Genomic DNA, 12,624 nt, shown 5'->3' with positions numbered 1-12,624 from the left:
GGCGGGGAGGAGGGGGTGGGCGGGAGCGGGCATAGGGTCGGGGCGTGAGTGCGGGGCCGGGGGAGGTGCGGGTGCCGCGCGGGGTGACGGTGCGGTTGGACCGGCAGGCCCTGCGCCTCGACGACGGCGCGGTGCTGGTCGGCGGGGCGCCGCCGCGGATGATGCACCTCGCCCCGGCCGCCGCCGAACTGGTCCGCGCCGACGGCACGGCCACCGTGGACGGTCCGACCTCGGCCGCGCTCGTCCGCACGCTCCTCGACGCCGGCATCGCGCACCCGGTGGAGGTGCCAGCCGGGGCGGCTCCGACGGCCGACGAGGTCACGGTCGTCGTGCCGGTGCGGGACCGCGTCGACGGCCTGCGCCGGTTGCTCGCCGGGCTCCCGGGCCTGCGCACGGTCGTCGTCGACGACGGGTCGACCGATGCGGGGGCGATCGCCGCCGTGGCGGGGGAGGCGGGGGCGCGGGTGCTGCGCCACGAGCGCAGCCGGGGTCCGGCGGCGGCTCGCAACACCGGTCTGGCCGCGGCGGGCACCGCGCTGGTGGCCTTCCTGGACTCCGACGTGGTGCCGGAGCCGGGGTGGCTCGATCCGCTGCTGGCCGCGTTCGCCGATCCGGCGGTCGGACTGGCGGCGCCGCGGATCGTCGCGCTCGCGCCGGTGCGCGGCTGGTTGGGGCGCTACGAGGCGCTCCGCTCGTCGCTGGACCTGGGGCGCGACCCGGCGCTGGTGGTGCCGCGCAGCCGGGTGGCGTACGTGCCGAGCGCGGCGGTGGTGGTCCGCCGCGCCGCCGCGGGCGCGGGGTTCGACGACCGGATGCACGTGGCCGAGGACGTCGACCTCGTGCTGCGCCTGCACGCGGCGGGCTGGCGGCTGCGCTACGAGCCGGCGGCGCGGGTCGGGCACGACCACCGCACCCGCCCGGTGCAGTGGTGGTTGCGCAAGGCCTACTACGGCACCGGGGCCGCGCCGCTCGCGCTGCGCCACCGCGGCTCGGTGCCGCCGATGGTGCTCAGCCCGTCGGGTGCGGCGATCGCCGGGCTGGTGGTGCTGGCCCGGCCGTGGTCGCTGCTGGGGGCGGCGGTGGTGGCGGTGGGCTCGACCGAGCGGCTGGCTCGGCGGCTGGGTCGGCTGCGGGAGCCGCGGCGCACGGCGGCCCGGCTGGTGGGGCTGGGGGCGCTGGGCACGATCGCGCAGACGGCGGACGCGGTGACGCGCCACTACTGGCCGGTGTCGGTGGTGGCGGCGCTGCTCTCGCGCCGGGTCCGCCGGCGCGTGCTGGCGATCGCGCTCGTGGAGGGGGTCGTCGACTGGTGGCGCCACCGCGACCCGGAGGGTCGGGCGGGGCTCGACCCGGCGCGCTTCGTGCTGGCCCGTCGGCTGGACGACCTCGGCTACGGGGCGGGTCTGTGGTGGGGTGCGTGGCGGCATCGCACGGTGCAGCCGCTGCGTCCGGTCGGCGCGGGGGCGTCCGGCCGTTCGGAGCGCCCCGCACGGCCGGGTGCTGATCAGTCCCCGATGGACTCCACCCGACCGCAGGGTTAGTCCGAATAGTTGATCGCAAGCGGGGTAGCGTCCCGCTTCTGCGGGCGTGCACGAGTATCGGATCCGCAGCCGCGGACTTGCCCGTGCGCCTCTCGGGGCCGCTCGGGAGTCGGGGCTCCCCGAACGAGGCACCATCGGTAGTCGATCACTTGCACCCGTGGATCATCGGCGGTGTGATGTGGTCGCCGCCACAACGGGGTGGCGGCGCCGGACGCTGCGGTCGCTTCCCGACGTGCCGCGGTTCGGTCGGTCCCCGGGAGAGTTCCAGCGCGGCGCCGTCGTCGCGGTGTGAGGAGAAACTGATGGCACAGGTCCGGGTCACCGTCGACGGCGTGAACTACGCCGACGACGTCGAGCCCCGCACATTGCTGGTCCACTACCTGAGGGAGCGCCTCGGCAAGACCGGAACCCTGGTCGGCTGCGACACGAGCAACTGCGGTGCCTGCACCGTCCACCTCAACGGGCAGAGCGTGAAGTCCTGCTCGGTGCTGGCCGTGCAGGCCGACGGGGGCGAGGTCCTCACCATCGAGGGCCTGGCCAGGGACGGCAAGCTGCACCCGATGCAGGAGGCGTTCAACGAGCACCACGCCCTGCAGTGCGGCTACTGCACCCCCGGAATGATCATGCAGGCGGTCGACCTGCTGGGCGACAACCCCGACCCGGACGAGCGCGAGGTCCGCGAGGGCATCGAGGGAAACCTCTGCCGCTGCACCGGCTACCAGAACATCGTGCGGGCCGTGCAGTCGGCCGCGCAGAAGATGAAGCCCGGGGCCGCCGCGGACACGCCGGCCCCGGCCTCCGTCGCCGGAGGGGGCAACTAACCCATGACGACGACCGCCGAACCCACCACCACCCCCTCTCCCGAGGTCGGCAAGGCCCGCGTCCGCAAGGAGGACGCCCGCCTGATCACCGGCCGCACCCGCTACACCGACGCCATCACCCCGCAGGGCACCCTGCACATCCACGTCGTCCGCTCGCCGCTGGCGCACGCCAAGGTCCTGGGCGTCGACAAGTCCGAGGCCGCGGCCTCGCCCGGGGTCATCGGCGTCTACACCGCCGCCGACCTGGGCGTCGAGTCGGTCGGGCTGCCCTGCGCCTGGCCGATCACCCCGGACATGAAGGCCCCGCAGCGCCCGCTGCTGGCCTCCTCCACCGTGCACTTCGCGGGTGAGGGGGTGGCCGTCGTGGTCGCCCGCTCGGCCGCCGAGGCCCGCGACGCCGCCGACCTGGTCGACGTCGACTACGAGGAGCTGGAGCCGGTCCTCGACATGGAGGCCGCGCTCGCCGAGGGCGCCACCCTCGTGCACCCCGACCTGGGCACCAACGAGAACGCCACCTGGGTGTTGGACTCCGGGGAGGCGGGCACCGGTGGCCGCATCGGCGACGCGATCGCCGCCGCCGAGGCCGACCCGGACTCCGTCGTGGTCAAGCGCCGGTTCCGCCAGCAGCGGCTGATCCCGGCGTTCATGGAGCCGCGCTCGTGCGTGGTCGACCCGTCCGGCGAGCAGCTGACGATCTACGCGGCCACCCAGGTCCCGCACATCCTGCGGACCATGACCACGGTGACCATGGGGCTCAACGAGAGCAAGGTCCGGGTCATCGCCCCGGACGTGGGCGGCGGCTTCGGCGGCAAGATCGGCGTGCTGCCCGAGGAGATGCTCTGCGTGGCGCTGGCCAACAAGCTGCGCCGCCCGGTGAAGTGGACCGAGACCCGCTCGGAGTCCATGCTGGCCGCCCACCACGGGCGCGACCAGATCCAGGACATCACCATCACCGCCAAGCGCGACGGCACGGTGACCGGCCTGGACGTGCACCTGCTCGCCGACATGGGCGCCTACCTGGGCCTGGTCGGGCCGGGCGTGCCGATCCTGGGCGCGTTCATGTACAACGCGATCTACAAGATCCCGGCGCTGAAGTTCAGCTGCACCAACGTCTTCACCACCAAGACGCTCACCGACGCCTACCGCGGCGCCGGGCGCCCCGAGGCCACGTTCGCCATCGAGCGGATCATGGACGAGCTGGCCGTCGAGCTCGGCCGCGACCCGATGGACCTGCGCAAGCAGAACTGGATCCCCCACGAGGAGTTCCCGTTCACCACCGTGGCCGGGCTGACCTACGACTCGGGCAACTACGAGCAGGCCACGGCGCAGGCCGTGGAGATGTTCGACTACGACGGGCTGCGCCGCGAGCAGGAGGAGCGCCGCCGCAACAACGACCCGGTCCAGCTGGGCATCGGCATCTCCACGTTCACCGAGATGTGCGGCATCGCGCCGTCGCGGCTGCTGGGCTCGCTGTCCTACGGCGCCGGCGGCTGGGAGGCCGCCAGCGTACGGATGCTGGCCACCGGCAAGGTCGAGGTGACCACCGGCGCCTCGCCGCACGGCCAGGGCCACGAGACGGCGTTCAGCCAGATCGTCGCCGACCAGCTGGGCGTGCCGTTCGAGGACGTCGAGATCCTGCACGGCGACACGCAGGTCTCGCCCAAGGGCCTGGACACCTACGGCTCGCGCTCGCTGGTCGTCGGGGGCATCGCGGTCGTCAAGGCGGTCGACAAGGTCATCGCCAAGGCCCGCAAGATCGCCGCGCACCTGCTGGAGGCCTCCGAGGACGACCTGGAGTTCGCCGACGGGACGTTCACCGTCCGCGGCACCGACAAGGGCAAGGCCATCCAGGAGATCGCGTTCGCCGCGTTCGTGGCACACGACTACCCGGAGGACATGGAGCCCAGCCTCGACGCCGACGCCGTCTACGACCCGGAGAACTTCTCCTACCCGCACGGCACGCACCTCGCCGCGGTCGAGATCGACACCGAGACCGGCCGGGTCCACCTGCGCAAGTACGTCTGCGTCGACGACGTCGGCACGGTGATCAACCCGCTGATCGTCGAGGGGCAGGTGCACGGCGGGCTGGCCCAGGGCATCGCCCAGGCGCTGTTCGAGGAGGCCAACTACGACGAGCAGGGCACGCTGGTCAACGGCACGTTGGTCGACTACACCCTGCCGTCGGCTGCCGACCTGCCCAACTTCGACACGGCGGTCGTCAGCACCCCGGCGACCAGCAACCCGCTGGGCGTCAAGGGCGTCGGGGAGGCGGGCACCATCGCCTCCACCCCGGCCATCGTCAACGGCGTGCTCGACGCGCTGCGCCACCTCGGGGTGCGCGACATCGAGATGCCGACCACGTCCCAGCGGGTGTGGCGGGCCATCCAGGAGGCGCAGGGCCGCAGCACCCAGCAGACCCCGGTCGACACCCACTCGCCGGGCGCCGGTCTGGGCTCGATCGACCCCAACAACCCGCAGGAAGAAGAGGTCCAGTGATCCCGGCCAAGTTCGACTACGTCAAGCCGGCGTCGGTCGCCGACGCGGTGCGGGCCCTGCGCGAGGGCGGCGACGACGCCAAGATCATCGCCGGCGGGCAGAGCCTGCTGCCGGTGCTGCGGCTGCGCCTGGCCGCCCCGTCGCTGGTCATCGACCTGGGCGGGATCGCGGAGCTGCGCGGCATCCGCGACGACGGCGACCGGATCGCCATCGGCGCGATGACCTCCTACTACGACATCCTGCGCGACGACCTGGTGAAGCAGCACGTCGCGCTGCTGGGCCAGGCGACCGAGACGGTGGCCGACAACCAGGTGCGCCACCGCGGCACGCTGGGCGGGGCGCTGGCGCACGCCGACCCGGCGGGCGACCTGGGCGCCCCCGCCCTCGCGCTGGACGCCGAGATGGTGATCGCCGGCGAGTCCGGCACCCGCACGGTGCCCGCCGCGGAGTTCTTCGTGGACTACTTCACCACCGCCATCGGCGAGGGCGAGATCCTCACCGAGATCCGGTTCCCGAAGTACACCGGCTGGGGCAGCCACTACGAGAAGTTCAACCGCACCGCGCAGGCCTGGTCGATGTGCGCGGTGGCCGTGGCGGTCCGCGTCGACGGCGGCAGCATCGCCGAGGCCAGGGTGGGTCTGACCAACATGGGCACCACCCCGATCCGGGCGACCGGCGTGGAGCAGGCCCTGGTCGGGCAGCAGGCGACGGCCGAGGCCATCCGGGCGGCAGCCGATCGTGCGACGGAGGGCACGGCCGCTCCGAGTGACGCAGATGCCGCCGCGGACTACCGTGAGCACCTGGCCAGGGTGCTCACCGGCCGCGCGGTGCTCGCCGCCGCGGGCTGATACGACGCTTTGCACAGCGGACGTGCGCCCCCGGGGGCCCGGGGGGGCGGGCGCCCGCGGGTTTGACGCGGGGGCGGGCTCTCCCTCTAGTGCTCCCCCCCGCGCGCCGCCCGGGGCCCGCCGCCGCCCCCCGTCCGCTCGCTTTTATCCGAGGAGAGCTCATGCAGCTGGAGAACAAGTTCACCATCGAGGCGCCGATCGAGAAGGCGTGGGAGGCGCTCAACACCCCGGAGATGATCGCCCCCTGCTTCCCGGGCGCCACCCTGACCGAGTACGAGGGCGACTCCTTCACCGGCACGGTGAAGGTCAAGCTCGGCCCGATCTCGCTGACCTACAAGGGCAAGGGCACTTACGTCACCCGCGACGAGAGTGCGCACAAGGTGGTCATCGAGGCCAACGGGCGCGACTCGCGCGGCAACGGCACCGCCAGCGCGACGGTGACCGGCTCGATGACCGCCGACGGCCCGGACAAGACCGCGGTCACCATGGTCACCGACATGACCATCACCGGCCGCCCGGCCCAGTTCGGCCGCGGCGTCATCTCCGACGTGGCCGACAAGATCATCGGCCAGTTCGCGACCTGCGTGGCGGGGAAGCTGACCTCGCAGGAGGAGACCGGCCCGGCCAGCCCGGCCGGAGCGGGCAGCGCATCCAGCGCGGCGCCTGCGCCGGCCGGGTCGGCCAACGGCACCGCGAGCAGCACCGCCAAGCCGACCAGCGGCACGGCCACCGGGATCGTCCCGTCGACCCCGGCGAGCAGCACCGGCGTCAACAAGCCCACCCCGATGGCCAGCCCGTCCGGCCCGATGAAGAGCGACATCGACGCGATCGACCTGCTCGACACCGCTGGTGCCCCGGTCCTCAAGCGGCTCGCCCCGGTGCTCGCCGGCGGCCTGCTGCTGCTGATCATCTTCCTGATCCGGCGCAGCCGCTCCGGCAGCTGATCCCCGGCCCGGCCCGGCCCGCCCCGGCCCCGGCCCCGGTCCGGCTCGACGTCAGGAAAGCCACCTTCAGGACGCCAGACGTCCTGAAGGTGGCTTTCCTGACGTCCGGGGGTGGGGGTGGGGAGGGAGCGGGCGGGGGCGGGGGCGGGGTGGGTGGGTCAGCGGCGGGCGGCGACGGCCGAGCGGGCGAAGTCGGCGACCAGCCGGTCGTAGAGCTGGGGGTCGGGCACCGCGTCGACGTCGTCGACGGCGAAGAAGCCCACGTGCGCCATCGTGCGCGCGAGCTCCGGGAGCACGCCGTAGTCGGCGTCGCTGATCCCGACGAACTGCCAGAACGCCGTCGCGGCCCCGGCGGAGCGCAGCTGGCGGCGGATCTCCTGGTCGCGGGTGATGCCGCCGTCGGAGACGAACAGCACCAGCGTGGGCCGCGGGCCGCGGCGGACGAACCGGCGCACCTCGGCGAGGGCCTTCGGCTCGTCGTTGAAGACGCCCACCTCGCCCATGTCGACCTGACCGGGCAGCAGCCCGCGCTGCTTGTGCCGCGAGCCGACCCGCACGTGCAGCTCGATCCACCGCGGCAGCTCGTCGAGGCGCAGGTCGGGCAGCCGGGCGGGGTCCGCGGCGAACGTCCAGGCCGCCACCTCGCCGCCGTCGAGGCGCGCGGCCACGGCGGCCAGCCGCTCGACCACCCGCGCCATGACGCCGTGCTCGTAGAGCCACTCCGTGGTGAGGGAGGCGTCGAGCACCAGGACGACGCGGGCGGTCAGGTCGGCCGCGCCGTGCTCGGCCAGCGCCGTCGCCGCCAGGCGCGTGCGGAGCGCCAGCAGCTCCGCCGCGCTGATCGGCCGCGCGGGCTGCTGGACCGGCTCCGGGACGGCCCGCGGCTCCGGTTCGCGCGGCGGTACCGGTCGCTGGGGCGGTGCCGGTGACCGGGGTGGTGCCGGTTCAGCGGGTGGTGCCGGGTCAGCGGGCGGGGCCGGTTCGGCCGGAGCCGGTGGGGCGACCGGCGGCGGGGGCGCGGCCGGCTCGGCGAGACCGATCCCGAAGTCGGCGACCAGCCGGGCCAGCCCGGCGGCGTAGCCCTGCCCGACCGCCCGGAACTTCCAGCCCTCGCCCCGGCGGTAGAACTCCCCGCCGATGACCGCGGTCTCGGTGGCGGCGGTCAGCGCGAAGTCGGCGATCCCGCTCCCGTCGGCGGAGTCGAGGACGCGCAGCCGCAGGTCGCGCACCCCGCCCAGGTCGCCGCGCTCGGTGGAGGCGACGAGCACCACCCGGTCGACGCCGTCCTCGACCCGGCGCAGTGCCACCTGCACCGCCTCCCGGTGACCCTGCTCACCGAGGTGGCGCACCGCTCCGGAGGGGTGCTCCGGCTGGTTGTAGAAGACGAAGTCGTGGTCGCCGCGCACCCGCCCGTCGGCGGCGACCAGCAGCGCCGAGGCGTCGACGTCGGGACCGTCGGCGGTCGTCGTCCAGGACAGCTCGACGCGCACCCGCACCGCCCCGACCGGCAGGTTCTCGCCCTTGCTCAGGCTCGCCACCCCGGCAGGATGCCATCCGCGGGTGCGGGTGCCGGTCGCTACCGGAGGATGCCGGCCGAGCGCGCCGCGGTGATCCAGCTCGGGAACTCCGAGAGCAGCCGGTCGTAGAGCTCGGCGTCGGGCACGTCGTCGATGTCGTCGACGGCGAAGAAGCCGACGTTGTCGACCTTGCGCCCGGGCAGGGAGTCGAAGCGCTCCAGCACGCCGAAGTCGGCGTGGCCCAGCCCGACGAACTGCCAGAAGATCGGCTCGCTGGCCGCGGCGGTCAGCTCCTTCTCGATCTCCCGGTTGCGGTAGACGCCGCCGTCGGAGAAGAACAGCACCAGGGTGGGCTCGGGCAGGGGCGCGAACTGCACGTGGCCGCGCACCTCGGCGATGACCTTCTGCTCCTCGTTCTGGATGCCGACGGTCTTCATGTCCAGCTGGCCCGGCTCCAGCCTGCGCTGCTTCATCATGGCGCCGACCCGCACGTGCAGCCGGATCCACTCGGGGAGCTCGCCCAGCTCGAAGTCGGGCAGCCGGGCCGGGCGGGAGGCGAACGTCCAGGCCTGCATCTGGCCGTCGTCGTCGAGCTGGGCGGCGACCGCGGCCATCCGCTCGACGACCCGCCCGACGACGCCGTCGGCGTAGAGGCCGGTCATCGACCCGGACGCGTCCAGGACCAGGATGACGCGGGCGCTGATCCCGGCCGCGCCGCGCTTCTCCAGCGACACCGCGACCTGCTGCTTGCGCAGCGAGAGCCGCTTGCGCACGTCCACCGGCAGCTTCTCCTCGCCCTTGGTCAGCCGGGCGCGGGCCGGCGCCGGAGTGGCTGGAGGGGCGGCCGCGGGTGCGGCGGCGGGCGGGGCCTCCTCGGCCACGCTGATCCCGAACTCGGTGGCCAGCCCGGCGAGGCCGGAGGCGAAGCCCTGCCCGACGGCCCGGAACTTCCAGCCCCCGCCGCGGCGGTAGAGCTCACCGCCGATGAACGCGGTCTCGGTGCTCGCGGTCATCGCGAAGTCGGCGATCTCACCGCCGTCGCCCGCGTCGACCAGCCGCAGTCGCAGGTCGCGCACCTGGCCGAAGGTGCCGCCGTCGGCCGAGGCGGCGAACACCACCCGGTCGACGGCGTTCTCCACCCGGCCCAGCTCGACCTGCAGCGCGTCGCGCGAGCCCTGCTTGCCGAGGTGGCGTACGGCGCCGGAGGGGTGGCCGGGCTGGTTGTAGAAGACGAAGTCGGTGTCGTCGCGGACGCGGCCCGCGGCGGTGACCAGCAGGGCCGACGCGTCGACGTCGGGCACGCCCCCGCCGGCCGCCCAGGACAGCTCGGCCCGCACCGCGGTCGCGGCGACCGGCACGTTCGCACCCTTGCTCAGGCTGGTCATGGCGGTGATCCTGCCAACCCCGTATCGCCTGGTCAGCGCCGCCCCGGAAGATCACCCGCAGTGGTGGGGGCGGTGCGCGGGGTGGTCGTCGACGAGCTCGGGCGCGTGCCGAAGGCCGGCACCAGGTCCGGGTCGTTGAACGCGGTGATCCGGGAGATCCGGTCGCCGAGCACGGTCAGGACGAACACGCCGTGCGCGACGTGGCGGCCGTCGCCCGCGCGCTCGTAGGCGACGGCGGCGGGTTGGCCGTTGGCCCCGGTGGGCACCAGCCGCCACTGGTCGGGACGGCGCAGGACGCGGGTGGCGAGGAACCCGACCACGGCCGGTCGGCCGGTGAACCAGGTCGGGGTCGGCGGCATCTCCAGCTCGACGTCGGCGCGCAGCAGGTCGACCAGCGCGTCCGGGTCGGCGCGGGTGAACGCGTCGACGTAGGCGGTGAGCAGGGCGCGGCGGGTGCCCTCGGCCGGCTCGACCAGCTCGTCGGGCACCGTCCCGGCCGCGGTCAGCCGGGTCCGGGCGCGGCGCAGGGCGCTGTCCACGGCCGCGGTCGTCGTGCCCATGATCTCGGCGACCTCGGCCGTCCGGAACGCCAGCACGTCGCGCAGGGTCAGCACGGCCCGCTGCCGGGCGGGCAGCAGCTGGAGCGCGGCGATGAGCGCCAGCCGCACCCCGGCCCGCCCCACCGCGACCGCGGCCGGATCGTCGGCGTCGAGCAGCGCGTCGGGGACGGGCTGGAGCCAGGGCACCGCGGGCTCGCCGGGCGCCACGGCCACCCGGTGGTCGTCCGCGGGTGCGCCGAGCCCGGAGGGCAGCGGCCGACGGGAGCGCCGCTCCAGTGCGGTCAGGCAGGCCGTCGTGGCGATCCGGTAGAGCCACCGCCGCACCGAGGAGCGGCCCTCGAACCGGTCGAACCCGCGCCACGCCCGCAGGTAGGTCTCCTGGACCAGGTCCTCGGCGTCGTGGATCGAGCCGAGCATCCGGTAGCAGTGCGCGAGCAGCTCCGGCCGGAACCGCCCGGTCAGGCCGGCGAACTCGGCGTCGGACACGGCCGCACCGGTCCCACCCACCGGGCGCCTCAGCCGATCCGGCTCAGCCCGGCGCTGCCGAGCTGGTACTCGGGCGCCGCATCGGGGTCCGCGGCGACCTTGAGCACCGCCTCGCCGACCTGCTCCGCGGTCAGCACCGGCTGCATGGCCCGCACGAAGGTGTCGCGGTCGACGCCCTGCCGCGCCGCGTAGCCCACGACGCCGGTCTCGCCGACGCCCCCGGCCGGGGTCATCCCCGGCAGCAGCGCGACGAACCGGATGCCCAGCCCGGCGCGCTCCGACTCGCCTGCCGCGTACCGGGACAGGTGCCGCACGGCGGCCTTGGCCCCGGCGTAGCCGCCGCTGAGCGGGGAGCCGTGCAGGGCGGCCCCGCTGGACATGGTCACGACCGCGCTGCCCGGCGCCAGCGGCTCGCGCAGCGCCGCCCGGGTCCAGCCGAACGCGTGTCGGGTGTCGGTGTGCCAGTTGCGGCTGAAGCTCTCCCAGGTCTGCTCCTGCACCGGGGCCATCGGCGGCGCGGCCCCGGCGTTGAGGACGAGCAGGTCGGGGCGGTGCTCGTGGAGCACGTCGCGGGCGAGGGCCTCGTCGGTGGCGTCGGCCGCGAGCGCGGTGAAGAGGTCGCCGAGCTCGTCGCCCGCGGCGCGCAGGTCGTCGCGGCTGCGGGCGATGCCGACGACGCGGGTGCCCGCGGCGACGAGCGCGGCCGCGACGGCGCGGCCGAAGCCGCGTCCGGCGCCGGTGACGACGGCGGTCTGGTGGGGGTCGGACATGGGGTGGCTCCGGGGTGCTGGTCGGGTCGGGTCGGGCATCGAGACCAGCCCCGGCCCGGGAACCCGTCACCACCGTCCCACATTCTTCTGTGGTGTGCGTCACACCCCCGCCGCGTCCGGGCGATCCCCGTCACGCCGCACCGGCGCGGGCCGCGGGCGGCGGCAGGATGTCCGGATGCGCACCGGAGCGGAGAACGCGGTGACCGACGTGCCCGGGCTCGCCGTCGGGCACGCGGAGGTCGCGGGCGGCCTGAGCGGCACGACCGTCGTGCTGGCCCCTCCGGACGGCGCGGTCGCCGGCGTCGACGTGCGCGGGGCCGCGCCCGGCACCCGGGAGACCGACCTGCTCGACCCGCGCAACACCGTCCAGCGCGTGCACGCGATCGTGCTCAGCGGCGGCAGCGCGTTCGGCCTGGCCGCCGCCGACGGCGTCATGCGCTGGCTGGAGGCGCGCGGCCGCGGCTTCCCGGTGCCCGGGGCCGTGGTGCCGATCGTGCCCGCCGCCGTGTTGTTCGACCTGGGCCGTGGGGGCGACGTGGCCGCCCGCCCGACCCCGGAGACGGGGGCCGCCGCGTGCGACGCCGCCGCTGGGGGGCCGGTCGCCCAGGGCGTCGTCGGCGCCGGGACCGGGGCGCTCGTCGGCGGCCTCAAGGGCGGCATCGGGACGGCCAGCGCGGTGCTGGAGGGCGGGGCCGTGGTGGCCGCACTGGCCGCGGTCAACGCGGCGGGGTCCGCGGTCGACCCGGCCACCGGAGCCCTGCGGGCGGCCCGGCTCGGGCACCCCGGCGAGTTCCCGGACGTGCCGGTCACCCCGGCCGGGCTCGACGCCCTGCGCGCCGCGTCCACCGCGCCGCCGCCGCGCCTGGGCACGGCGACGACGCTGGCCGTCGTGGCCACCGACCTGGCGCTCGACAAGGCCGGCTGCGCCCGGCTGGCCGGCATGGGCCAGGACGGGCTGGCCCGGGCCCTCTCGCCGGTGCACACGGCCCTGGACGGCGACGTGGTCTTCGGGCTGTCCACCGCCGCCCGGCCCGCTCCCGAGCTGGCGCAGCTGATCGCCCTGCAGGCCGCCGCGGCCGACGTCGTCGCCCGGGCCGTGGTGCACGCCGTGCTGGCGGCCACGACCGTCACCACCGGGGTCGGGACGTTCCGCTCCTACCGCGAGCTGGCCGCGCTGTCCTGACCGCGCGCGGGCCGGGCAGCCTGGTCCCGGCGGACCCAGGATGATCGGGGCGTCCCCGCGGCCGCGCCGCGGG

General features: G+C 75.1%; 10 protein-coding genes. 6 read left to right on the top strand and 4 right to left on the bottom strand.

Features of this window, described 5'->3' with window-relative positions; all coding sequences use genetic code 11:
* The first annotated feature begins 44 nt into the window (after positions 1-44).
* The 5 genes from mftF to KDL28_RS17525 all read left to right on the top strand — a co-directional run bounded on the left by mftF (position 45) and on the right by KDL28_RS17525 (position 6,650).
* Positions 45-1,541, top strand: a complete 1,497-nt coding sequence (gene mftF / locus KDL28_RS17545) for a mycofactocin biosynthesis glycosyltransferase MftF (protein ID WP_252439918.1) — start codon at positions 45-47, stop codon at positions 1,539-1,541.
* 302 nt (positions 1,542-1,843) lie between these two features.
* A complete protein-coding gene (locus KDL28_RS17540) occupies positions 1,844-2,362 on the top strand; it encodes a (2Fe-2S)-binding protein (RefSeq protein ID WP_252439917.1) in 519 nt (172 codons plus the stop codon).
* A 3-nt stretch (positions 2,363-2,365) separates the two neighbouring features.
* Positions 2,366-4,858 carry a xanthine dehydrogenase family protein molybdopterin-binding subunit gene (locus KDL28_RS17535; protein WP_252439915.1) on the top strand — a complete coding sequence of 831 codons (2,493 nt, stop codon included), beginning with the start codon at positions 2,366-2,368 and terminating at the stop codon, positions 4,856-4,858.
* Positions 4,855-5,706, top strand: coding sequence for an FAD binding domain-containing protein (locus tag KDL28_RS17530; RefSeq protein WP_252439913.1), 852 nt, complete (start codon positions 4,855-4,857; stop codon positions 5,704-5,706). The genes KDL28_RS17535 and KDL28_RS17530 overlap by 4 nt, the downstream gene beginning before the upstream one ends.
* Positions 5,707-5,867: 161 nt before the next feature.
* Positions 5,868-6,650, top strand: a complete 783-nt coding sequence (locus tag KDL28_RS17525; RefSeq protein WP_252439912.1) for an SRPBCC family protein — start codon at positions 5,868-5,870, stop codon at positions 6,648-6,650.
* Positions 6,651-6,808: 158 nt separating this feature from the next.
* Here the strand turns inward: KDL28_RS17525 and KDL28_RS17520 are convergent, their stop codons facing one another.
* The 4 genes from KDL28_RS17520 to KDL28_RS17505 are packed head-to-tail and all read right to left on the bottom strand — an operon-like array spanning position 6,809 to position 11,368.
* Positions 6,809-8,188, bottom strand: a complete 1,380-nt coding sequence (locus KDL28_RS17520; protein WP_252439911.1) for a VWA domain-containing protein — start codon at positions 8,186-8,188, stop codon at positions 6,809-6,811.
* A 38-nt stretch (positions 8,189-8,226) separates the two neighbouring features.
* A complete protein-coding gene (locus tag KDL28_RS17515; RefSeq protein WP_252439909.1) occupies positions 8,227-9,552 on the bottom strand; it encodes a VWA domain-containing protein in 1,326 nt (441 codons plus the stop codon).
* Positions 9,553-9,584: 32 nt separating this feature from the next.
* Positions 9,585-10,598 carry an RNA polymerase subunit sigma-70 gene (locus KDL28_RS17510; protein WP_252439908.1) on the bottom strand — a complete coding sequence of 338 codons (1,014 nt, stop codon included), beginning with the start codon at positions 10,596-10,598 and terminating at the stop codon, positions 9,585-9,587.
* Between the two features lie 29 nt (positions 10,599-10,627).
* A complete protein-coding gene (locus KDL28_RS17505) occupies positions 10,628-11,368 on the bottom strand; it encodes an SDR family oxidoreductase (protein ID WP_252439906.1) in 741 nt (246 codons plus the stop codon).
* Between the two features lie 175 nt (positions 11,369-11,543).
* Here KDL28_RS17505 and KDL28_RS17500 point away from each other — a divergent pair, with 175 nt between their 5' ends.
* Positions 11,544-12,551 (top strand): P1 family peptidase, encoded by a 1,008-nt coding sequence (locus KDL28_RS17500; protein WP_252439905.1) that lies wholly within the window; start codon positions 11,544-11,546, stop codon positions 12,549-12,551.
* Positions 12,552-12,624: the final 73 nt, after the last annotated feature.

The organism is Pseudonocardia humida (genome assembly GCF_023898865.1).
Lineage (GTDB): Bacteria > Actinomycetota > Actinomycetes > Mycobacteriales > Pseudonocardiaceae > Pseudonocardia > Pseudonocardia humida.
This window is presented reverse-complemented; position numbering and strand designations above follow the sequence as displayed.

Coding starts and splice junctions, on each gene's coding strand:
- KDL28_RS17540 (WP_252439917.1), top strand. CDS start 1,844: ATGGCACAGGTCCGGGTCACCGTCGACGGCGTGAACTACGCCGACGAC.
- KDL28_RS17535 (WP_252439915.1), top strand. CDS start 2,366: ATGACGACGACCGCCGAACCCACCACCACCCCCTCTCCCGAGGTCGGC.
- KDL28_RS17525 (WP_252439912.1), top strand. CDS start 5,868: ATGCAGCTGGAGAACAAGTTCACCATCGAGGCGCCGATCGAGAAGGCG.
- KDL28_RS17515 (WP_252439909.1), bottom strand. CDS start 9,552: ATGACCAGCCTGAGCAAGGGTGCGAACGTGCCGGTCGCCGCGACCGCG.
- KDL28_RS17505 (WP_252439906.1), bottom strand. CDS start 11,368: ATGTCCGACCCCCACCAGACCGCCGTCGTCACCGGCGCCGGACGCGGC.
- KDL28_RS17500 (WP_252439905.1), top strand. CDS start 11,544: ATGCGCACCGGAGCGGAGAACGCGGTGACCGACGTGCCCGGGCTCGCC.